This is a genomic window from Sinanaerobacter sp. ZZT-01 (genome assembly GCF_035621135.1).
In the GTDB taxonomy this organism is placed as follows: Bacteria; Bacillota; Clostridia; order Peptostreptococcales; family Anaerovoracaceae; genus IOR16.
On record NZ_CP141728.1, the window covers coordinates 637,215 to 659,903 of the forward strand.

General features: G+C 37.9%; 17 protein-coding genes, 1 tRNA gene and 1 riboswitch. Of the genes, 4 read left to right on the forward strand and 14 right to left on the reverse strand.

What is annotated here, in order from left to right:
• Nucleotides 1-93: 93 nt before the first annotated feature.
• From dapD to dapA, 3 genes are read right to left on the reverse strand one after another with little or no spacing between them, the layout of a single operon-like run.
• Nucleotides 94-801, reverse strand: a complete 708-nt coding sequence (gene dapD, locus U5921_RS03145; protein ID WP_324825026.1) for a 2,3,4,5-tetrahydropyridine-2,6-dicarboxylate N-acetyltransferase — start codon at nt 799-801, stop codon at nt 94-96.
• Complete coding sequence (dapB, locus tag U5921_RS03150; protein WP_324825027.1) at nt 802-1,569, reverse strand: 4-hydroxy-tetrahydrodipicolinate reductase; 768 nt, start codon at nt 1,567-1,569, stop codon at nt 802-804.
• Nucleotides 1,566-2,459 carry a 4-hydroxy-tetrahydrodipicolinate synthase gene (dapA, locus tag U5921_RS03155; protein ID WP_324825028.1) on the reverse strand — a complete coding sequence of 298 codons (894 nt, stop codon included), beginning with the start codon at nt 2,457-2,459 and terminating at the stop codon, nt 1,566-1,568. The genes dapB and dapA overlap by 4 nt, the downstream gene beginning before the upstream one ends.
• 142 nt (nt 2,460-2,601) lie before the next feature.
• A riboswitch (Lysine riboswitch) is annotated at nt 2,602-2,766 on the reverse strand.
• A 201-nt stretch (nt 2,767-2,967) separates the two neighbouring features.
• Between dapA and U5921_RS03160 the strand changes: the two genes are divergently transcribed.
• On the forward strand, nt 2,968-4,131 hold the full coding sequence (locus U5921_RS03160) for an aspartate aminotransferase family protein (protein WP_324825029.1): 1,164 nt from the start codon (nt 2,968-2,970) through the stop codon (nt 4,129-4,131).
• Nucleotides 4,132-4,321: 190 nt separating this feature from the next.
• Here the strand turns inward: U5921_RS03160 and thrC are convergent, their stop codons facing one another.
• On the reverse strand, nt 4,322-5,800 hold the full coding sequence (gene thrC / locus U5921_RS03165; RefSeq protein WP_324825030.1) for a threonine synthase: 1,479 nt from the start codon (nt 5,798-5,800) through the stop codon (nt 4,322-4,324).
• A 172-nt stretch (nt 5,801-5,972) separates the two neighbouring features.
• On the opposite strand from thrC, the gene U5921_RS03170 reads away from it, so the two are divergent.
• Together U5921_RS03170 and U5921_RS03175 are read left to right on the forward strand one after the other, a co-directional pair.
• Nucleotides 5,973-6,047, forward strand: a tRNA-Glu gene (locus U5921_RS03170).
• A gap of 353 nt (nt 6,048-6,400) precedes the next feature.
• Nucleotides 6,401-7,012, forward strand: a complete 612-nt coding sequence (locus U5921_RS03175; protein ID WP_324825031.1) for a hypothetical protein — start codon at nt 6,401-6,403, stop codon at nt 7,010-7,012.
• Between the two features lie 418 nt (nt 7,013-7,430).
• Here U5921_RS03175 and U5921_RS03180 read toward each other — a convergent pair whose 3' ends face one another.
• A complete protein-coding gene (locus U5921_RS03180) occupies nt 7,431-7,691 on the reverse strand; it encodes a hypothetical protein (protein WP_324825032.1) in 261 nt (86 codons plus the stop codon).
• 273 nt (nt 7,692-7,964) lie between these two features.
• On the opposite strand from U5921_RS03180, the gene gltX reads away from it, so the two are divergent.
• Nucleotides 7,965-9,614, forward strand: coding sequence for a glutamate--tRNA ligase (gene gltX / locus U5921_RS03185; RefSeq protein ID WP_324825033.1), 1,650 nt, complete (start codon nt 7,965-7,967; stop codon nt 9,612-9,614).
• Between the two features lie 344 nt (nt 9,615-9,958).
• Here gltX and U5921_RS03190 read toward each other — a convergent pair whose 3' ends face one another.
• The 9 genes from U5921_RS03190 to nifJ form a co-directional block, all read right to left on the reverse strand.
• The gene (locus U5921_RS03190) at nt 9,959-11,209 is read right to left on the reverse strand and encodes an adenosylhomocysteinase (RefSeq protein WP_324825034.1); all 1,251 of its coding nucleotides are present in this window, start codon (nt 11,207-11,209) and stop codon (nt 9,959-9,961) included.
• Between the two features lie 242 nt (nt 11,210-11,451).
• Nucleotides 11,452-12,513: an ADP-ribosylglycohydrolase family protein gene (locus tag U5921_RS03195; protein ID WP_324825035.1), complete on the reverse strand. Its 1,062-nt coding sequence runs from the start codon at nt 12,511-12,513 to the stop codon at nt 11,452-11,454.
• A gap of 75 nt (nt 12,514-12,588) precedes the next feature.
• Nucleotides 12,589-13,149, reverse strand: a complete 561-nt coding sequence (locus tag U5921_RS03200) for a GerMN domain-containing protein (protein ID WP_324825036.1) — start codon at nt 13,147-13,149, stop codon at nt 12,589-12,591.
• 51 nt (nt 13,150-13,200) lie between these two features.
• Nucleotides 13,201-14,520 carry a hypothetical protein gene (locus tag U5921_RS03205; RefSeq protein WP_324825037.1) on the reverse strand — a complete coding sequence of 440 codons (1,320 nt, stop codon included), beginning with the start codon at nt 14,518-14,520 and terminating at the stop codon, nt 13,201-13,203.
• A 53-nt stretch (nt 14,521-14,573) separates the two neighbouring features.
• Nucleotides 14,574-15,740, reverse strand: a complete 1,167-nt coding sequence (locus tag U5921_RS03210) for a DHHW family protein (protein ID WP_324825038.1) — start codon at nt 15,738-15,740, stop codon at nt 14,574-14,576.
• 29 nt (nt 15,741-15,769) lie between these two features.
• Entirely contained in the window at nt 15,770-16,894 is a 1,125-nt protein-coding gene (locus tag U5921_RS03215; RefSeq protein ID WP_324825039.1) for an MBOAT family O-acyltransferase, read from the reverse strand.
• A gap of 324 nt (nt 16,895-17,218) precedes the next feature.
• The gene (locus U5921_RS03220) at nt 17,219-17,692 is read right to left on the reverse strand and encodes a DUF4358 domain-containing protein (RefSeq protein ID WP_324825040.1); all 474 of its coding nucleotides are present in this window, start codon (nt 17,690-17,692) and stop codon (nt 17,219-17,221) included.
• On the reverse strand, nt 17,689-18,546 hold the full coding sequence (locus tag U5921_RS03225) for a GDSL-type esterase/lipase family protein (protein ID WP_324825041.1): 858 nt from the start codon (nt 18,544-18,546) through the stop codon (nt 17,689-17,691). The genes U5921_RS03220 and U5921_RS03225 overlap by 4 nt, the downstream gene beginning before the upstream one ends.
• 290 nt (nt 18,547-18,836) lie before the next feature.
• On the reverse strand, nt 18,837-22,358 hold the full coding sequence (gene nifJ, locus U5921_RS03230; RefSeq protein ID WP_324825042.1) for a pyruvate:ferredoxin (flavodoxin) oxidoreductase: 3,522 nt from the start codon (nt 22,356-22,358) through the stop codon (nt 18,837-18,839).
• Nucleotides 22,359-22,689 lie beyond the last annotated feature (331 nt).

Sequence of the window (22,689 nt, forward strand, 5' to 3'; positions counted from 1 at the left end):
AAGTGATAGATGTTTTTACGCTTACAGTCTAAAAAATATGATAATAAGAAAAAATCGGAAAGGATGTAAATCAAACCTTTCCGTCTTATTTTTTTAAAGGCTTCTCAGTGCATGAACAAACTCTGTCTTCTTGATGGATTTTTCGTCTTTGCTTTTTATAATTCTTCCAGGTACACCTGCAACAACCATATTTTCAGGAACGTCTTCTACTACGACAGATCCAGCCGCTATAACAGCTCCTCTTCCGACGTGTACGCCTTCTAAAACGACTGCGTTTGCACCGACCACAACACCGTCTTCGATCATAACCGGAATTGCGCTTGGCGGTTCAATTACTCCCGCAATGACCGCACCTGCTCCTATGTGACAATTTCGTCCAATCATTGCACGACCACCAAGCACCGCATTCATATCCACCATCGTACCCTCTCCAACCTGAGCTCCAATGTTGATCACCGCTCCCATCATAATAACAGCATGATCTCCAATTTGCACCTGGTCACGAATCACTGCCCCCGGCTCAATGCGTGCATTAATATTTTTTTTATCCAATAAAGCAATTGCAGAATTACGGCAATCATTTTCTATTACCAATTCATCAATCCGGTCACAATTTTTTTCCAATATCGGTGCGATTTCTTCCCAATCGCCGAAAATAATACGATCTTCCAGTCCGAATACCTGACACTTTGAAAAAGTGATTCTCTCACATGCTTCTTTCTTTCTTTCCTTTAAGTATACCTTAACCGGCGTTTTCTTTTTTGATTCTTGAATAAATTTTATAATTCTGCTTGCTTCCATTTATGATCCTTTCCTTTCAAATAAAACGTCACTCATATCGTATATCCCATTCCTTTTTTGCAGAATAAATTTTGCTGCCTTTACTGCGCCTTTTGCAAAGATGGAATTGGAATGTGCTTGATGAGAGATTTGCAGCAATTCATCTTCCCCGGCGTAAACGATATTGTGCTGCCCTGCAACTGTGCCTCCCCGCAACGAATGTACGCCAATTTCCTTCCCGCGTCTTTCATTCCCGTTTCTTCCGTAAACCAGTTTATATTCCTGCTCTTTATTTAATGTCTCTAAGAGCATTTTTGTGGTACCGCTTGGTGAATCCAGCTTTGCACTATGATGCATTTCCTCTACCTCAATATCAAATTCTTCTTTCAGAATCGGAGTAATCTGTTTCAGCACCTGCTTCAAAACAGTAATCCCTAATGAAAAATTTGATGTGTAGACAATTGGAATCTTTTCCGATAATTTATAAATCATATTTTTTTGTTCTTCACTATACGCAGTCGTTCCTAATATCAGCGGGATACTGTTTGATTCTGCATAGTGGAGAATTTCATCCAAGCGTTCTGGCTTGCTGAAATCGATAATGACCTCCGGTATTTCCTCCAGTTCTGCTAACGAGTCAAGGCATTTTTCATCCGCTCCATGTCTTGTCACTACCCCGATCAACTCCATATCTTCCGCTTCGTCAACTTTCTTCCTAACTTCTTTTCCCGTTCTTCCTGCACCAACAATCACTGTTTTTACTTGGTCTCTTACTTTTTTGTTACTCATGATACCTCCTTTTCTAAATCAAGTATATTCATTATTTTTTGCAGTTTTTCTCGTGAGTCTTTTTCCATACTACAAAGTGGGAGCCGATACCCTCCAACATCCATTCCATGATGATTCATAGCTTCCTTAATTGGAATCGGATTTGTTTCAATAAATAAAGCTTGGATCAAATCCATATATTTCAGCTGCATCTTCCTGGAAAATTCAAGATTTCCCTCTAAAAATGAAGTCACAATTTGATGTGTCTCCAGTGGTAAAATATTAGCTAATACTGAAATTACACCTGCCCCTCCGAGCGATAAAATCGGAACAATCATATCATCATTACCCGAGTATACGGAAAAGTGTGAGTTAATAAATTTAGATATGCAGCTTACAAATCCAATGTCTCCGCTTGCCTCTTTAATTCCTACAATGTTTTTATGCTTGCTCAGAATTTCTACCGCTTCCACACTTAAGGAACATCCCGTTCTACCAGGTACATTATACAGAATGACAGGCGTTGAGACTACATCTGCAATTGCAGTAAAATGCTTTACCATTCCCGGCTGATTCGTTTTATTATAATAAGGAGTAATCACAAGAAGTCCATCTGCTCCTAAGGATTCATATTTTAAACTATCCTCCTTTGCCTGCATCGTATTATTGGAACCGCTCCCTACAATAATTGGTACTCGCCCATCCGCCGCTTCAATTACCTTTTTTACAATTTCTTCTTTTTCTTTCGCATTTAATGATGGTGACTCTGCCGTCGTTCCCAATACAACAATTCCATCACTTTTCATTGCAACATGCCATTCCACCAACTCTGTCAGTTTCTCAAAATTCACACTTCCATCCTCATGAAACGGCGTAATCAAAGCAACCATTGATCCAGTAAATCTTCTCATAATCTCACTCCTTATCATTTATCATGTTATCATTGTTGTCCCCCTAAACCATAAGTGTAAAAAAAAATCAACAAGGTATCCCTTGTTGACGTTAAATTTTTGAATCAACGATATAAAATCGTAAAATATCAAAATTACGGTCATTAAGGATAGCACAACTACTTTCGTAGACAGTCTTATAGCTATTAACTATAAGCCCACCACAGATTTATGCCTAAACCTGCAGTTCGGCGAAGGATACCTCCAATGTAAATCATTGCCCGCCGGCGACTTACATCTTCTTTTGCTTCGCACCTCTATCAACATTAATGTTGCTAGTTTACTTGGTATTCAGAAAAAAATCAACCCCCTTTTTTAAAGTTTTTTAATATTTTCTCTTTTTCTATAAAAGGACATATTTTTTTAATGTTTTTATAAAAGAATGATTGACGAATCATTTTATCTGTTTTATAGTGTCTCTTAAAATTAAAATTCTTTATGTAACGAATAGATGGAAATGGAGCTGCCTATGAAAAATAATTATTTTATACCTTTTTATTCCAAATATGATTTGACTTTTCATTCCGGCAAAGGATCTTGGCTTTACGATGACAACGGCAATCCCTACCTGGATTTTATATCCGGAATCGCAGTCAATACTTTAGGACACTGTCATCCTGCATTAGTTGAAACCATTCAAAAACAAAGTAACACTTTAATAAATATTTCAAATTATTTTTGGAATGATACGGTTTTGAATCTAGCAAAGCGACTTCGAGACCTCAGCAATCTCGATCAAGTATTCTTCTGCAACAGCGGAACAGAAGCAAATGAAGCTGTAATAAAGATTGCACGAAAATATGGAACACAGATTGCTCCAAATAAAAACAAAATCCTCTATATGAAAAATTCTTTTCACGGGCGGACAATGGGTTCTCTATCGATTACGGGTCAGGAGAAATATCAGAAGAATTTCCGACCGCTTCTTGAAAATGTCCAAGAAGTTATTTTTAATGATCTTGCAAGTGTTCGTGAACAGATGAACGACTCTGTTGCTGCCATTATATTAGAACCGATTCAAGGTGAAAGCGGTGTCATACCAGCAACAGAATCGTTCATAAAGGGAATACAGCAACTTTGTAATCAATACCATGCGCTTCTTATTTTCGACGAAGTGCAATGTGGAATGGGAAGAAGCGGCAAGCTTTTTGCCCACCAGTATTTTGATGTGAAGCCCGACTTGCTTTCAATTGCGAAAGGTCTGGGAGGTGGTTTTCCAATTGGAGCTGTTATCGCTTCTAAAAGAGCTGTCAATTGTATTGAAGCAGGAGATCACGGCAGTACTTTCGGCGGAAACCCGTTGGCATGCGCATGTGGACTTACGATATTAGAACAGCTGATTAATAAAGATTTACTTTCTGATGTTCCGGCAAAAAGTACCTACTTTATTACTAAACTAAAGAGATTACAAGAAACGTATCCAATGATTGAAGAGGTTCGGGGAAAAGGATTGCTGATCGGAATGCAGATGAAACATTCTTCAAAAGAAATTATCAGGAAATGTATGGAGCAAAAACTTCTGCTTGCAGGAAGCAGTAATGAGACGATACGCATTCTCCCTCCATTAACGGTTTCCGAAGAAGAAATAGATCTGGCAATTGATCGAATCGAAACTGTACTTACTAAATTTTAGCATATTATAGTTTATCGAATATACAAATTCTTATGGTTTTTTACTGTCATAAGAATGTACAATCAATTTTTTATTCTACGCTGTACTAGAAAAGTAGGAGGCTATTTCCTATGTAATCATAAAAAGAGCAAAACCTTATTTCTTAATCGGCTTTGCTCTTCACTTTTATTTATTACTTTTCATCTTCGATTTATTTAAGAGATTCCCTTACTGCTTCCGAAAGTGCATCTTTATCTACCACACCTGTATGCCGTACTTGTTTGTTCTCTAAGCCAGTAAGTCCTTTTGGCACACGGACTCCGGTTTTTGCATTCAGTGCATTGATATATGCAAAACCATCTGCAAATTTCGGTAAACCGATTGCATCTGCAACACTATCTGCAAACTTATAAGCACTGGCAGTTGAGACGATAACCGTTGGCGTATTATCTCCTGTTTCCTTTCGATAGTCCTCGTATACTTTATATGCAACTGCTGTATGCGTATCCATTAAATAATGATCTTGTGCATACAAATCACCGATTGCTTTTTTCGTTTCCTCTTCTGTAGCAAAGCCGGCATAAAAATCAGCCAATCCTTCTTTGATTGTACTGCTTACCTCGTATTTTTTATTTTTCTCCAAGTTTTCCATCAACTCTTTGATCTCTGCTCCGTTGCCACCTGACAAATGGTAAAGTAAGCGTTCCAAATTGCTGGAAATAAGGATGTCCATTGAGGGTGAATTTGTAATATGAAAATCTCTTTGAATATCGTAAATCCCTGTATTGATAAAGTCAGTCAGTACTTTATTTTCATTGGATGCACAAAGGAATTTATGAATCGGAATGCCCATCTGTTTTGCATAATAGCCAGCCAGTATATTTCCAAAATTTCCTGTCGGTACAACCACATTCATCGGTTCCCCTGCCTGCAGTACCCCCTGTTTTATCAATTGTACGTAAGCCCATACATAATAAGCTACCTGAGGAACTAATCGACCAATGTTGATGGAATTAGCAGATGAGAATTTACACCCCATCTTCTCCAGTTCTTCTGAAAAAGCCTTATCACTAAAAATTTTCTTTACACCAGTCTGGGCATCGTCAAAATTACCTCGAATTGCATAAACATGGGTGTTTTCGCCTTGCTGAGTAATCATCTGCCGCTCCTGCACCTGGCTCACCCCTTCACTTGGATAAAATACGACAATTTCAGTCCCGGAAACATCTGCAAATCCTTCTAATGCTGCTTTTCCTGTATCTCCAGAGGTTGCCGTTAAAATTACAATTTTATTGTCTTCCTTTTCTTTTTTCATTGCAGTTGTCAATAAATAAGGCAAAATAGAAAGCGCCATATCTTTAAAGGCAGCAGTCTTTCCATGGTAAAGCTCAAGAAAATATGCCTCCCCGCCTTTTTTTAACGGAACCACTTCTTCCGCTTCAAATTTATCATCATAAGCAGAATCAATGCAGTATCTCAATTCCTCTTCTGTATAATCATCTAAAAATTTAGATAATACACGGTAAGCAACTTCTCTATAATCTAAGGAAACGAAATCCTCCGGTTTTTCGGAAAGCTTAGGAAAAAGCTCAGGAACGAACAAACCTTTATCTTCTGCAATCCCCTTGATAATCGCTTGTGCCGCTGTTTTCGTTTCAGCACTGCCTCTTGTACTTTTATACTGATTCATGTATTTCATCTCCTTTTTCAATGATTTCCCTATCCTTTCCGTCATGAAAAAGTTAATACGAAAAAGATGTTATTACACATTTTATCAAAAAACTTCTAAAAATACCATAGACAAATAAAAGAAAAACGATTATAATAGTTAAAGTCTGATACAGATAATTTAAAAAGGATGTGTCCTGTTGGTCAAGTGGTCAAGACGCCACCCTCTCACGGTGGAATCAGGGGTTCGACTCCCCTACGGGATACCAAGCAGATAACCGCTATAAATAGCGGTTTTTCTTTGCTTTTCAACGGTTGGACTTTTGAAATATTTAATCAAAAATTAAAACATGTTGCATAAAATGATGCCATTTTCAAACAAATGCAACACGATATTCAGCTTTTAGTTTTTTATATTATTTGTTATATTTCATTGTTCCACTGCTTAAATGCACCTATTAAGCACACACATCTCGTAATTCCCACTCGAAAAAAGGTTTTATTAGATTTATTTTCAGTGGATTACTCTATTAAAAAAAGTATTTATCATAATCTAGTACTCATTCTATATGAATCTATATTGAACAATATTTTAGTTATTTTAAAAAATTTGGAGGAAAATATGAGAAAATTAACTACCATTTTACTCGCAGTTATTTTGTGCTTATCCATTGTTGCCTGTGGGGTGGATCCAACTCCGACTGATGTCGTCAATTCCTATATGGACACACTCAAGAAAAACGATACCGCAACTATTTCAGAACTCTATTCTGGCGATACCGAATTGTCGAACTTCTTTAACTCCACAGGTGTTGATACCGAATCCCTCAGTGAGGAATTCATGTCAACAATAAAAGAGAAGCTATTAGCCTTTGAATATACCCTTTCAAACGAAAAGATTGATGGAGATAAGGCTACAGTTGATGTTAGCGTAAAAACATATAACTTTAAAGTAGCTTTTACGAACGCTGTTTCGGATTATTTTCAAAAAGCGCTTTCCATGATTTTTTCAGATGTTTCGGATGAAGAAATGAATAAACTGATGGAAAATACGCTGTCCGAGCATTTAAACGACGCTACTTTTGACTATGAAAAAACAGCCCAGATAAATCTTACAAAAACAGAAGATGGATGGAAGATCGATGATTTTGAAGATAACACAGAAATTATAAACGCACTGACTGGCGGAATGATCGAATTCGCAACAGAAATGTCAGATGCATTTAGTAACTAGAAAAAGATCATGCATAGATGTCTTTTATAACATAAAATAAAGTGAAAAAGAGGAACATGTTGTTTGTGTGCCTCTTTTTTTATTACCACCAGACCTTATTTTAATCATAATTATCGATTCTTCATGAAAAAGGTAAATATATCCATAATAAAAATCACTTTTTTATATTACCATACATATTATGTTAGTAACCCAGCGAAGGGAGGTGCGATTATGTGTTGCTCTCGTTACTGGTGTCGCCGCACTCGTTGCCGTTGCTGTTGCTGTTGTTGCTGTAAATGTTACTGGTGCTGCTGCCGTAGATGTTATTAATTAAATTATAAATACTCACGCCTGTTTAACCGCAGGCGTTTTTTTATACCTAAAAGGAACCAATGATTGATTAATAGAAGTAATTTTTTTTAAATCTCATTTTTCTTCAGCGCGTACCTTTGCTGCAAAAATCATGGTAATCCATATAATTATTTTTTTGATATCGAAAATCCCAGAAAATGCAAATTGCTCTTCTGGCACATTCTCCGCAGCGAACTGGCTGTATCGTATTTTTCATTTCTTCTATTTCATCTGCCTGTCTTTCCAAAAGTTCCGCTGCTTTATACGCAAAATATCTCGTGATCCACGATGGCGTTTCAAACTGAGCAATGATGCGCAGCCCCTTTGCCAGCCTTTGTGCCTTCATCTTTTCTCTCCTTTTCCAACTACATCTATTTTAACCAAAAAAGTATTTTCTTATTTATCGACAAAGAGGCTTTCCTTATTCATTTTACAGCATTTGTTTTTATTGAAATATAAGTTTTTCCAGTATATAATAATTAGAGTATGTCTAAAATCTTTTAAGTTTAAGTCAATTCAAGGTTTATATCTCTTTATATAATTTTTTTAATTGTACAAAATTCCTGTTGCCGCAGCCATCTTGCATCAACAGAAACGCAATATAGAATGGAGTGAAAAAATGGATTATACCAAATTAGCAAATTTACTATTTCCTCAGATCAAAAAAACACCTGAAGATTATGAAACAATCTATCCCGTAAGAAACTTACCTGAGGGTGCAAAAGTTACGAGACTTGGTCCAAGCCCGACTGGTTTTATTCACCTCGGTAATCTTTATGGCGCCTTTGCAGGAGAACGCCTTGCTCATCAGAGCGGCGGTGTCTTCTTTCTTCGTATTGAAGATACGGATGATAAACGAGAAGTACAAGGTGCTGTTCCTATGCTGATCAATGCACTGCATCATTTTGGTGTTCATTTTGATGAAGGTGCTGGAATCGGCGGCGAAACCGGTGATTATGGTCCGTATTACCAAAGCCAGCGCGGAGAACTTTATCAGTGCTTTGCAAAGCATTTAGTTGCAAAAGGCTTAGCCTATCCTTGTTTTCTAACAGAGGGAGAAATCGCAGAAATTAGATTAAAACAAGAAGCTCAAAAATTAAACCCTGGTATCTACGGCACTTGGGCAAAGCATAGAGATTTAACGTTTGAAGAAATCGTCGATCGAATTTCTTCCGGACAACCTTATGTCGTACGCTTCCGTTCAAATGGAAATCCAGACAGTCACTTTACCGTGATAGATGGTATCCGAGGCGAACTGACAATGCCAGAAAATGATCAGGATGTTGTAATATTAAAAAGAACAGGAATTCCTACCTATCATTTTGCCCATGTAGTCGATGATCATTTCATGCGTACAACGCACGTTGTACGTGGTGAAGAGTGGCTTTCCTCTCTACCGATTCATGTCGCTTTATTTTCTGCTTTGGGATGGTCTCTTCCAATTTACTGCCATACGACCGTTCTTATGAAAATGGATGGAGAAACGAAAAGAAAGCTTTCAAAAAGAAAGGATCCCGAACTTTCCTTGGAATATTATAAGCAAGAAGGTTATCATCCGTTTGCAGTAAGAGAATATTTACTTACGATATTGAATTCAAACTTTGAAGAATTTCGTTTAGCAAATCCAGATGCGCAAATCGATGAGTTTAAATTTACTACCGATAAAATGAGTAATTCTGGTACGCTTTTTGATTTAGATAAATTGAATGATGTCAGCAAGGAGGTACTGGCAAAATTAAGTGCAGAAGAAATCTTTTTCTTCCTGCTGCAATGGTCCAGAGCTTACCAGCCGGCTCTTGCTGAAATGATGGCAGGAAAAGAAGAGCAAATGCTCCGTATTCTTTCCATAGACCGGGGAGGTAACAAACCTCGTAAAGATTTCATTTACTGCCGTCAGATTTTTCATTTTATCAGTTATTTCTTTGACGAGCATTTTATTATCGAAGATGAATATCCAAAAGAGGTTCCTCTTAAGGATGTAAAAGAAATTCTCAACCGCTACTTCCAAGTTTATGATGAATCTGACAGTCAAGAAGACTGGTTTGAAAAAATTCGAACCATTACGTCTGATTTAGGCTATGCGGTTAAACCAAAAGACTTTAAGAAAAATCCAGATCAATACAAGGGGCATGTCGGACATGTAAGCAACGTGATCCGCCTAGCGCTCACAGGACGCACCAATTCTCCTGATCTGTGGGAAATCCAGCAAATTATGGGTCTAAAACAAGTTCAAGGTCGTATTGCACAAGCTTTTCAAGATATTGGCTAAATGGGGCAATAAATGAATTCATAAAAGTATAAAAAAAAAGGTTTTATTTTTCATAAAACCTTTTTTTATTTTAAGTCACACATTTGACTATTTGCGAATACTTTATAATACACACATATAAAATATTAAAAAAGCAGGTGATTAATAATGTCAGACGGATGTGGTCTCCTACGCGGAGAGGGTATTGATACCAGTTTATTATTTTTCTTCTTATTGCTGGTTATCATTTTCTGCAATTGCTATACAAGATAGTCTTACATCGTGTATCAGGTAATTTGCAAAAAAAGGGCATTGCAAAACGCAATGCCCTACTTCTTTTTTGTAAATTTCTTTCAGTCCCAACTCTATAAATTCCAGCTGGATAAGTATTTTTCCTGCTGAGAAGTCAGCTTATCAATTTGGATTCCCCATGCCGCTAATTTCCGCTCTGCAACTAAATTATCAATCTCGTTTGAAACATCGATTACTTTGTTCTCCAGCTTCCCGCGATTTTCCAAAATATACATTGCGCTCAAGCACTGCACTGCAAAGCTCATGTCCATAATTTCAGCCGGATGTCCGTCTGCTGCCGCAATATTTACCAAACGACCTTCTGCTATTACATTGACACACTTTCCATTTTCCAGCCAGTAGCCCATGATGTTTGGACGAGTTTCTTTCTTTGCAACCGCTTTTCTTTCCAGCTCTTCCATATCAATTTCTACGTTGAAGTGACCTGCATTTGCTAAAATAGCACGATCTTTCATATTGAGCATATATTTTACTGTAATGACTTGATTACAGCCTGTTGCCGAAACAAAGATGTCACCACGCGGTGCAGCCTTCTCCATCGTCATAACTTCAAAGCCATCCATAACTGCCTCCACGGCAGAAACCGCATCAACCTCTGTAACGATGACCCGTGCTCCCAATGCTTTTGCACGCATTGCAATACCTTTGGAACACCATCCGTAACCACCGACTACCACTTCTTTTCCTGCAATAATTAAATTGGTATTACGCATGATGCTGTCCCATACGGACTGCCCTGTTCCATAACGATTATCAAACATATGCTTGCATTTTGCATCGTTTACTGCAACCATAGGTACCTTCAATGCACCGTCTTTTTCCATCGCCTTCAAGCGAATGACACCTGTTGTCGTTTCTTCACAGCCACCCCAAACATCTTTCAATAAGTCAGTTCTTTTATTGTGAAGCATATTGATCAGATCGCTTCCGTCATCAATAACGATATTCGGGCCGTGCTCCAAAGCCATTTCAATATGCCGATTATATTCCTCCGCAGTAGCGCCATGATAAGCATATACTTTCATTCCGGTTACAGCCAGAGCGGCAGCAATTTCGTCTTGTGTTGATAATACATTGCTTCCGGTTACGGACATCTCCGCGCCTCCTGCTGCAAGAACCTCGCAAAGATAAGCCGTCTTCGCTTCCAAATGGACTGACAAGGATATCTTTACTCCATCAAATGGTTTTTCTTTTTTAAACTGCTCCTCTAAGCCATTTAAAAGCGGCATATTATTTCGAACCCACTCAATTTTCTGTCGCCCCAACGGTGCTAAATTAATGTCTCTCACTTCATTCTGTTTCATAAAAAATCTCCTAACATAAAAGCGGTTTCTACCTTTTTCAAAATGGAAAATTCGCTCCGCACTCTTTATTTATTTAATACTGTTGACTATATTATACCAGTATGGCAAGCTTTTTCAAGAAAAGAGCATAATCATATTTACGAAATCAAATAAAAAGCTGTCTTTGTTTACTTTTTATAAACCCGACAGCTATTCTATCCTTATTTGTTCGTATTATAGAAGGTCTCTCTGAGACAGTTTTTCTATGTAATCGCTTCCAACATTTTATCAGCTCCATGTACCATTAAGTCAGAAAGTTCTACTTTTTGAATCCATGAAAAGGGAATTTCCAAACTTCCTAAATAAGCTCCTAACAAATTCCCGCAAATCGCACCTATTGTATCACTGTTTCCATCGTTATTGACCGCAAGCCATAACGCTTTTTTAAAATCATCAGAATGTTTTAGTGCACAGTAAACAGCCATTGCCAGTGCTTCCTCTCCGGTCCACCCTTCCCCTAAAGAATGCAGATCAGAAAGTTCTGCCTGCCGAAGCTCACTGCTCCCTATGCCATCCTTTGAGTCTCTTGCTAGTGTAACGGCTTTTTTTAAGACCTCGTAGGTTTCTTCGTAATTTTCATACTCTCTTAATTCTGCAAATACGTCAAAAACACTCTGTTCCAATTCTTTACCTTGAATGATTCCAGAAATAATAAAAGCCAAGCATCCTGCCGGAAGATATCCGCTGGGGCTTCCATGTGTGATTGCTCCACTTTCACAGCCGATTTTAAAAGCCATCTTAGGATCATTATAGAAATATAATCCAATGGGGGCTGCACGCATAACCGCCCCTGATCCTTTACTATTATTAATTCTATTTTTTATCGTTCCGTATTTCCCATGGATACATCCAGCTAACGTCACTAGACTGGTTGTCCCAGGTCCCCTTCTTGTAAACAACCCCTCCCAGTCAAGAATCTCTCCTTTTAATAAAAATTTATATGTCTCATCCGCAAAACTTCCCGTCTGAGTATAAAGCCATTTTTGAAAGGCAAAAAATATACATGGTGTATAAGCGTAAATTCCTTTCTCCTTTGCCCTTGCATCTGCCCAAAGCAATCCATCTACGGTGAAGGTTGTCATTTGTGTGTCATCTGAAAAAAGTGCCCTTTGAGATTCTTTGTCACAAACGAGTTCTGTAATCCCTTCCATCCCAAATTCTTCTCGAATTTCCTCAAGCTTTAAAAATTCCACAGGATACCCATAAGCATCTCCTATCGCCCCTCCAAGCAAGCACCCTCTGAAATACGCTTTGCTGTTTTTCATGGAATTCTCCCTTTCGTCTTTTAAACTATGATTCTATTGCATCAATCGTTTCAATTATTTCAAACATCCCCCTAATTATTCTACAATCATTACTTTTTTGTTTCCATCCCCTGTGTCGCTAACTGTAAATGGTTTACTTACATCTACATGTCCCATGAGTGATTCCGTTACTCCACCGTCCAAAGTAAACTGCACTTGTTGGATGTCATCAAAGGAATCCAATAAAGTTAAAACGATTTGGTTCACTAAAAGTCCTTCCTCCATCGATCCTCCGCTTAAATTTTTACTTGAAAGATCAACAAAGGCAGTTCCATCTTCTACTTTTACGCTTTGGATTATAATTTGTTCACTCAACATAGTAACATAGCCATCCAGCGGTGCTTCCTTTAGTTTAGAAACAGCCTCTAAATACGCATCTTTTGGCTTGGTTTGAATGGTTACCTCATAAGGTTCCTTCATTTGATTTAAATCTTCATTTCCGGTAGCTACGTATTCGTCATTCACATAATACAACTTTAAATCACTGCTTATTTTTTCTTCTGCATTCGTATCCGCTCCCTTACATCCGACAATCATAGATACCAATACCACTAGGAATATACAAAGGCTCAGCATTTTCATTTTTTTATTTTTCATTTTCCATTCACCTCCACTGATTTAACAGTCCTTTCTCATTTCATAAAAACCTTATAAGTTTAAAGACGGTCTTTCCGGACTTATAACCTGATTGACATCAAAATAATAAGTATCTACCTCTCCCGGCCTTACATTCATAGTATACCCGTCCAAATTGATTCTTGGCATTACAATATTGTCGCCATTTAGTATGAATTTACGACTATTCCCTACAGGGCAAAATAAATGGTATCCACCCTTTTCAATAATATAACGGTATCTCGGGTCGTCATTTTTCCATGAAAAACCAAATGGTGATATGTAAATTTCTGTTTTTCCAATATACGGTTCAATTTTCTCTTTCCAGCGATCCGTATCATAAATGACTTGTTTCAGCGTAGCTTTTCCTTCTCGAAACCACTTACTGTTATGTGTGTAGCTATGGCATGCAAACGCCCAGCCATTCTCTTTCATCACATCTGCAATGGCTTTTACTTCTTCCTGCCACTTTGCTTCCTCCGGAAGATCATCTGTAATTCGGTAACCCAGTGCACCCTCATATCCAGTCAATGCCATGACCCCTTTTGCCCCACGCCAAGAAAATCCAGGATTTTCAGCTACAAAGTCATCAAGAATCGGCATAACATCTCCATCTCTTGTGCAAACGGTTTCTCCTTCAGGCGTAATGACTTCCGTCCAAATTTTTCCATCTTTTCCAAGAACCAGACGATTTGCAAACCCATCCGGTTTCATATAATCATAATAGTTCACATCATCAATCGATATAACTAAAGGAATTCGCCCAGGCGGCAGATAGATATCTTTCAGTTGAACTTCTCCCTGCTTATCCGGATTCGCTTCGATGCAAGCTTCCAGCGGATATAAGATGTAGCCTCGCTCATATAAAAGCGGCAGCATCTTTTTAAATTCACTGACCGTTGTCATCCACATATTATAGCCTTGTGCCGAATGACCTACGTTATCGAAAGCCAGCTGCGGATAAACAATCAAGCTATGAAAAAAAACATGGTGAACGGGTCCCTCATATTTTACTAATGCATCCTTCGCTTTCTTGATTTCTTCCATCTTTAAAACAATCGGATCCGAATCATCATCTGTAATCAAATCAGATTCTTGCTGCAAGCGTTCCAATGCTTCATCATAATAAAAAGCTTGATACAACTGATCCGCTTCTTTCAGTGCAAATGTAATCTTTGCCTGCTTTTTCTCTATTCTTCCTCCTGCTATAGAAGATATCGGAAATCGAAAGCTGAGTGCTGCAAAGAAAATTACAAGAGAAATAAGAACTGCAAAAGCAATCCAATACTGCTCCTTCTTCCAGCTTTTTTTATCTTTCCTTTCTTCTGCTTGACTCCCTTTATTCCAAAACATTTCCATATCCTCCACTTCTTTATTGTACCATAAAGAAGTAATATATTGAAGAACTAACGCACACCGTAAACAAAATTACGATCATTTGAAAATTGCAGAAAGCTATATAAAAACAATACTTCATTCACTCCATTTTCTTGTATTGTATCACATATTACGCCTCGATAATAGCGTGGATCGATGACTGTAATACTCTCGTAATGGCCGCAAAGGAACGGAATAAAGCAGTTGGCATAGGAATCTTTAATTACCATCAGATTTCTGCCGTTTTTAATCGGTGTATGAATAAGCATCTCTCCGACATTTCCTCCTAAAAAATAAGCATACTTATCTTTTTTTCTTAAAAACGATTCTTCATAAAGGGAATGTTTCACTAGATTTTCTGCAGGTATCTCTATTGAATATTTCGGTTCATCTATAAATGTCCAGGAGTAAATTTTGTCCGCAACGGTCTCTGCACCGAGTGCTTTCGCTTGATTTGTTCCGTAAAAACTTTCACTCACTAGGCGGATTTGAAATGCCTCTTTATCATAAGGAACGAATCCATTTTTTTCTGCCCAATAGCGATACACCTCGTAAGCCCCAAAGGTAGTCCAGTGGTGATCATTCCTATAGTAAAGCTGCGTTCCATTTTTTTTAGCAGATAAAAGAGGGGCTGCTCCATCTACAAAAATTGCATTCTGGCTGATTTGTTTAATCTGCTCCTCTAATCTCTTGATTTCCCTTTCTTCTTCAAACACAGGCGTAAACTGCGGAAGTTTTTCACACTCCACACTGCTCACTGACGGCAGCATTAATATAGAAACAGAGATTTGGTTTTTCTGTTTTTCTGCCACGCCCATACGTTTTATAAAAGTACACAATAATGAACTATTTGCTGCCTGCTGTCTTTGATCTGGGCGGTCCATGCTGATTAAATAGCCGTCCTTTCCGAAATACACCTTCCCATTATCCATTTTCCCAAGCATCCTATCTGTTTTTGTTTTTATTCTCATAAAATTATCTCTGAATAAAAACTGATCTGAAGCATATTGTTCAAAACTTTTCATCCAGCGACCATTTTTTATCTCTTTTACATTTGGTTTTGAAAATAAAACAAGGCTGCGGTTTTCGTTTTCTGAAAATGACATCTGTGGCAAGATATGATTACAGATCGCGAAACCAATAATAAGAGATAAAAATACCCAGACCGTTATTCTATTTATATTCTTCTCATTCATAGGTTACTCCTCATTCAAAATAAAAGCTTTTAAAACCGAAAATACAAAAACGGGTTATAGGAAGAGGATACTAAAAATGCAATTACAATCACATATAAAAAGAGCATTCCTATCATTTGCAATCCACAGAAAAAAACAGTTCCTATCTTTGTCTCCACAAGGTAACTTCGAACAGAGGCAGCTACTTTTTTTGGAAATGCCGTAACACCAAAGCTCATGATCGTCAACAATATAAAATTACTTTTTAGTAAATACAGCCCTTGTAAATCGATGATTTTATTTCCGTTGCATGCAAACAGCGACTGAAAGTACCAAAATATTTGATGCGGTGAATCAAAAGAGAAAATGACCCAGCTCATCATTACAAGAAAAAAGGTAATACCATATTGAAAAATAACAGGTATTTTTTTTAACCAATTGATTAAAAATATTTTTTCTAAAATCAAGATAACGCCAAAATACAGCCCCCAAATCATAAAGTTCCAGCTGGCTCCATGCCAAATACCCGTAAGTGCCCAAACCACCAATAAATTAAAGATCTGACGCCTTAAGCCTTTTCGGTTACCGCCAAGAGGAATATAGACATATTCACGAAACCAAGTTCCCAAACTAATATGCCATCGCCTCCAAAATTCAGTAATGTTCTTTGAGGTATAAGGATAGTCAAAATTTTCCGGAAAAGTAAAACCAAACATATTCCCCAGACCGATCGCCATATCCGAATAACCGGAAAAATCAAAGTAAATTTGGAAGGTAAACATAAGAATACCAATCCAAACAGATAAAACAGATACACTTTCCCCTTGCTGCTTTGCAATCTGATCAAAGACGAGTCCAGCATTGTTCGCTAAAAGAACTTTCTTCGATAATCCAACAGAAAAGCGGCGCACTCCATTCGCGAATAAAGAATCGCTCTCTTTTCGTTCCTTCAACTGGGTTGCAATATCTGAAAATCGGACAATTGGTCCAGCAATTAGTTGCGGAAAAAGCGCTACATATGTGCCAAAGCAAATAAAGTCTTTCTGCACCTCCACTTTTCCTCTATAAAGGTCTATCAAATAAGACATCGCTTGAAAGGTATAAAAAGAAATCCCCAGCGGCAGAGGAAGCAGTAATGGTTTCAAATCTGTATGCAACAGGTGATTGCTATTCATAATTAAAAAGTCTGCATATTTAAAGAAAACCAAAAGTCCAACATTAAGAGCAACGGCAAAAAAGAGCCAAATTTTTGGCTCTTTGTGATTTTTCTTTTTCTCTGCTCTTTGCTTTGAGGCCTCTAGAATCAGGCCTAAAACAAAGTTACACGAAATAGAAAAAAGCATCAGAAATATGTAAACTGGTTCACCCCATGCATAAAAAACAAGACTTAAGACAAAAAGAATCCCATTTTTCGCTTTTCTGGGGCCTATATAATAGGATAGGATTGTTAGCGGTAAAAAATAAAATAAAAATACTATGCTGGAAAAAACCATGCTTCTTTACTCCGTTATATATTCATCTATAATTTCTTGTGCTTTGGTATTATCTTCCGATACACATAAAATTACATAGTTTCCTTTAGTTACAATAATAGGATCAGACAATTTTTCCAATTCTTTCGGTACATAATTCTCAAATCCTTCTTTTTGAAATTCCACACGCTCCGAAACTGCCTCTTTTACTTTATCCACCATATCTTCTGATTTTGCTTTAATCACAGCAATTTCTTCTGCAGTTGCGCCGGTGCTGCCTATCATAACAGCATCGTCGACTTCTTCTTCTGATAAATTATATAATGCATAAAAAATCGGAAGCTCTACTTGGTTCATCTGATCTTCAAACGTGATTCCCGATTGGAGTGCCTCTGCGACCTCGTTGATATTCAAGGCAACTTCACTCTTCTCTCCGCAAGCACACAACCCTGCTGCTATCAACAATAAAATTCCACTTATTTTCCAAACTCGTTTTGTCATTTTTTACCTTCTCCCAGATTCTTATTTTCTATATGTTCTTTTAAATATTCCATCCATTTTACACAATACTCTTTATTTAAGTGAACACCATCTGTTGTTGCCTCCTCTTGTAAAGCTCCATCCTCTTTTTGAACGGCTTCATTGACACGCAAATAAACAGCACCTTTTTCTTCCGCCAATCCTTTCAGTAATTCATTAAAACGTACAATATTCGTATTATTGTAAATCGCATCCGATTGAGATTTTTCATCCGTTACTGGCAGAATCGACTGTACATATATGATTGCATTCGGGCTAATTTCTCGAATCAAATCAATAATTTGTCCATATTTATCAGTAAAAATATCAGTATAAACCCATCCCAATTCATTTGCGCCAAGCATAATGTAATATTTATTGTATGCTTTTTCACGCAGAGCCTGGGCAATCGTCTTTGTCCCACTTTGTTCTTTCATTAAAGGTTTATCAAAAACATCCTTTACATTCAATCCTTTTGCTGTAAAATAAGCAGATTCTGTCAATCCTGCATGTAGTCGAAACCCCTCTGTTCTAGAATCTCCAATAAATGCAGCATCATCAAAATAGTGGTTGTCCACTGATTCTAATTCTGTCTTTGATATTTCCTGTTTAATGGCTGGCACGATTTCTGGTTCTTCTCTCTTTTCATCGGCTTCAACTACATCCTTTTCTTTCGGTTCTTCTGCTTTTTGTTGTTCTTCGACCTCTTCATCATCTGACTGGGACTGTTTATTATCCTGCTCGGAAATGATAGCTTTATTTTCTAATCCCATCGCAAAAACAGTTAACCCACATAATAATACTGCCACAATACCAATTGCCATTGATCTTCTCAAATTCTTTCTCCCCTTTTGTATGTTTTCTATTTTATAGACGTATTTCTACGTAAAAAAGTTCTTTCAATTCACTTCATTTTACCACATTTTTTTCTAGAATCAAAAGGTGCTTTTTAACAATTCTTGAGAAAAAAATAAAAATAAGATCGAACTTTGCGCTTCAATCAGAAATAATCTTTTTTTGCAAAAGAGTGAGAGTATTTAATTAATCCAATTAAATAAAATACATAAAAAACCGGGAGATGGCGATTGCCATCTCCCGGTAAAAATATAATACAAAATAATATTTTTTAATAGCATTCTGCCATCTTCTTGTAAGTGTCTAATCTTTCCTTCGCATTTCGTTCTGCAAGATCGAACAATTCTTCTGCAATATCAGGGAATTCCTTAGCTAAGGAATTATACCTTACCTGATCCATGATGAAGTCACGGAAGCTTTCCTTCGGTTCTTTTGAATCTAAAGTAAATGGATTCTTTCCATCTTCCTTCAAAGTAGGGTTGAACCGGTAAAGCTGCCAATATCCGCAGTTAACAGCGTCTTTTGTATTTTCCTGCGTCTTTCCCATACCTTTCTTCATACCGTGATTGATACAAGGTGCATAACAGATAATCAAGGATGGTCCGTGATAATTTTCTGCTTCTCTTACAGCCTTAATGAACTGATTTTTATCTGCTCCCATGCCAACCTGAGCAACATAAACATAGCCATAGCTCATAGCCATCATGCCAAGGTCTTTCTTCTTAATTTTCTTACCGGAAGCAGCAAACTTAGCAATCGCACCCGTAGGCGTTGCCTTAGAAGATTGACCTCCTGTATTGGAATATACCTCCGTATCAAATACTAAGATATTGATGTCTTCACCGGAAGCAAGTACATGGTCTACACCTCCATAACCAATATCGTAAGACCATCCATCTCCGCCAAGACACCATACGGACTTCTTAACCAAGAAATCTTTTTTCGCAACAATTTCATCTGCAACTTCTTTCGCTTCTGCATCTAAAGAAGCAGCTTCCATAGCAGCCATAACGCGGTCGCTAAGCTCTCTGGAACGTGCTCCATCGTTCATATTCTCAAGCCATTCTTCACAAGCAGCTTTTAGTTCTGCAGGAATATTCTTCTCAAGTAAGGCTTCCATGCTTACCTTGATCTTTTCTCTCATCTGGTTTACACCAGTAGCCATTCCAAGTCCATATTCTGCATTATCTTCAAACAGAGAATTCGCCCAAGACGGACCTCTTCCGTTTTCATCCTTGCAATATGGCATAGATGGAGCCGAAGCACCCCAGATAGAAGAGCATCCGGTTGCATTCGCAATCATCATTCGGTCACCGAATAACTGTGTTACAAGCTTAATATATGGTGTTTCGCCGCATCCAGCGCACGCACCGGAAAACTCGATATACGGTTTTGCAAATTGGCTACCTTTTACCGTTTCCTTTGCCATCAGATTGTCTCTGATCGGCATCTTCATTGCGTAGTTCCAGTTTTCAGCTTCGCTTTCCTGTGTAGTAAATGGTTTCATAACCAAAGCCTTATTTGGCGCAGGACAAATATCTGCGCAATTTCCGCAGCCTAAGCAATCCATAGGAGAAACCTGTATTTTATATTCCAATTCTTCAAAACCTTTTCCCTTTGCAGGAACGGTTTTGAAGCCTGCAGGCGCTGCTGCTTTTTCATTTTTATCTATTAATACAGGACGAATTGTAGCATGTGGACATACGAACGAGCATTGATTACATTGGATACAATTATCTGGATTCCATTCCGGAACATGTACCGCAACGCCTCTCTTTTCATATGCAGCAGTTCCGGATGGGAACGTTCCGTCTTCAATTCCTTCAAATGCACTAACCGGAAGGTCATCACCTTCCTGACGATTCATAGGAACAAGCACCTCTGCAATGAATTCAGGAAGCTCTTTCTTTTCACCGTCTGCATCCGTCGCTTCTGCCCAGGAAGCAGGAACTTCCACCTTGGTCAATCCATTTACGCCCATATCTACAGCATCTTGGTTCATCTTAACAATCTTTTCGCCTTTTTTGCCGTAAGTCTTAACGATAGATTCTTTTAAATAGCCAATTGCATCAGCTACCGGAATCACATCTGCGAGCTTAAAGAATGCAGACTGCATAATCATATTGATTCGATTGCCTAAGCCGATTTTTTCTGCCATGGCAACTGCATCAATAATGTAAAAATTAATCTTGTTCTTTGCAAGGTACTGCTTCATGCTTGCCGGCAGATTTGCTTCCAAGCCCTTCATATCCCAGTTGCAGTTCAATACAAAGTTACCATTCTTCTTTAATCCCTTTAACACGTTATACTGGTGTACATATGCCTGATTATGGCATGCTACAAAGTCTGCTTCGTTAATTAAGTAAGTAGACTGTATCTTATTCTTACCAAAACGTAAGTGAGAAATAGTTACGCCTCCAGATTTTTTTGAATCATAAGCAAAATATCCCTGCGCATATAACTCGGTCTTATCTCCGATAATTTTAATTGCCTGCTTATTTGCACCAACGGTACCATCGGAACCAAGTCCCCAGAATTTACATCTTACCGTACCGGCCGGCTCTGTTGTGATATCAACTGTAGGCAACGAAGTATTTGTCAAATCGTCAACTATGCCGATTGTAAACTGATCCTTCGGCTGTGCCGCCTTTAGATTATCAAAAACCGCAACAATCTGTCCTGGGACAGTATCTTTCGAACCAAGTCCGTATCTGCCTCCGTAAACTTCAGGTGCATTTTCCTCATTGTAATACATAGTCTTTAAATCCATATAAAGAGGATCACCCATTGCTCCCGGTTCTTTTGTTCTATCAAGAGCAGCGATCCGCTTTACAGTTTTCGGCATAACTGCTTTTAAGTATTCCGGAGCCCATGGTCTATATAAACGAACCTTAACCAGTCCGACTTTTTCGCCTTTTTCTAAGAGCACATTCATCGTTTCTTCAATGGTTTCACAGACAGAACCCATTGCTACGATTACATTTTCTGCATCCGGCGCACCAACATAATCAAATAAGTGGTATTCTCTTCCGGTCAATGCAGAAATCCGCTGCATATAATCATCCACGATTGCAGGCAGTTCTGTATAGAACTTATTTGCTGCTTCTCTTGCTTGGAAGAAGATATCTGGATTTTGAGCTGTACCTCTAATTACAGGATGTTCTGGGTTTAAGGCATTGTCTCTAAATCTCTGAACAGCTTCTAAATCTGCCATCTCTTTAAAATCTTTGTAATCGATTAGCTCAATTTTTTGAATCTCGTGAGAAGTTCTGAAACCGTCAAAGAAATGTAAGAAAGGAACTCTGCCTCTAATTGCAGCAAGATGAGCGATTCCGCCAAGATCCATAACCTCTTGAACAGAGCACGAACATAGCAGAGCAAAACCAGTTTGTCTTGCAGACATAACATCAGAATGATCACCAAAAATACATAGTGCATGAGCAGCTAAAGTTCTTGCCGATACATGAAATACACCTGGAAGCAATTCGCCGGCGATTTTATACATATTAGGAATCATTAAAAGAAGTCCCTGAGATGCTGTATAAGTTGTTGTTAAAGCACCAGCAGCCAAAGAGCCGTGAACAGTACCGGACGCACCTGCTTCAGATTGCATTTCTACAACCTTAACTTCTTGTCCGAAGATATTCTTTTCGCCATGTGCCGCCATTTCGTCCACTACTTCTGCCATTGGGGACGAAGGTGTAATCGGATAGATTGCTGCTACATCTGTAAAAGCATATGATACATATGCTGCGGCAGTGTTTCCATCCATGGTTTTCATTTTTTTACCCATGATATACTTCTCCTTTTTCATAAAATTTATTGAATGTTTTTTCACTAGCTAACCATCACGTGAACGAACATATACATACAAGATTCATTATAGTACGAAAAAGTAGAATAATCAAGGCTATGAGTCTAGGCAAAATAAAATTTTGTCAATTCCGTAAATCCTAATGTTTTCATCTCTATTTGTTTATTATCTATTTATTTTTTAAGCATCAATTTCGTTTTCATTGGAAAAAATAATGTATTTATCCTCTTCTTCATTCCCTAAAATAACATAAAATTGACCATTTCTGCATTTGAGAAAATATTGTCCTTTTGTACAAATTCTACAGTTT

Bases quoted from the DNA above. Each gene is read 5' to 3' on its own strand.
- dapD (WP_324825026.1), bottom strand. From the start codon at position 801: ATGGAAGCAAGCAGAATTATAAAATTTATTCAAGAATCAAAAAAGAAA.
- dapB (WP_324825027.1), bottom strand. From the start codon at position 1,569: ATGAGTAACAAAAAAGTAAGAGACCAAGTAAAAACAGTGATTGTTGGT.
- dapA (WP_324825028.1), bottom strand. From the start codon at position 2,459: ATGAGAAGATTTACTGGATCAATGGTTGCTTTGATTACGCCGTTTCAT.
- U5921_RS03160 (WP_324825029.1), top strand. From the start codon at position 2,968: ATGAAAAATAATTATTTTATACCTTTTTATTCCAAATATGATTTGACT.
- thrC (WP_324825030.1), bottom strand. From the start codon at position 5,800: ATGAATCAGTATAAAAGTACAAGAGGCAGTGCTGAAACGAAAACAGCG.
- U5921_RS03175 (WP_324825031.1), top strand. From the start codon at position 6,401: ATGAGAAAATTAACTACCATTTTACTCGCAGTTATTTTGTGCTTATCC.
- U5921_RS03180 (WP_324825032.1), bottom strand. From the start codon at position 7,691: ATGAAGGCACAAAGGCTGGCAAAGGGGCTGCGCATCATTGCTCAGTTT.
- gltX (WP_324825033.1), top strand. From the start codon at position 7,965: ATGGATTATACCAAATTAGCAAATTTACTATTTCCTCAGATCAAAAAA.
- U5921_RS03190 (WP_324825034.1), bottom strand. From the start codon at position 11,209: ATGAAACAGAATGAAGTGAGAGACATTAATTTAGCACCGTTGGGGCGA.
- U5921_RS03195 (WP_324825035.1), bottom strand. From the start codon at position 12,513: ATGAAAAACAGCAAAGCGTATTTCAGAGGGTGCTTGCTTGGAGGGGCG.
- U5921_RS03200 (WP_324825036.1), bottom strand. From the start codon at position 13,149: ATGAAAAATAAAAAAATGAAAATGCTGAGCCTTTGTATATTCCTAGTG.
- U5921_RS03205 (WP_324825037.1), bottom strand. From the start codon at position 14,520: ATGTTTTGGAATAAAGGGAGTCAAGCAGAAGAAAGGAAAGATAAAAAA.
- U5921_RS03210 (WP_324825038.1), bottom strand. From the start codon at position 15,740: ATGAATGAGAAGAATATAAATAGAATAACGGTCTGGGTATTTTTATCT.
- U5921_RS03215 (WP_324825039.1), bottom strand. From the start codon at position 16,894: ATGAATAGCAATCACCTGTTGCATACAGATTTGAAACCATTACTGCTT.
- U5921_RS03220 (WP_324825040.1), bottom strand. From the start codon at position 17,692: ATGACAAAACGAGTTTGGAAAATAAGTGGAATTTTATTGTTGATAGCA.
- nifJ (WP_324825042.1), bottom strand. From the start codon at position 22,358: ATGGGTAAAAAAATGAAAACCATGGATGGAAACACTGCCGCAGCATAT.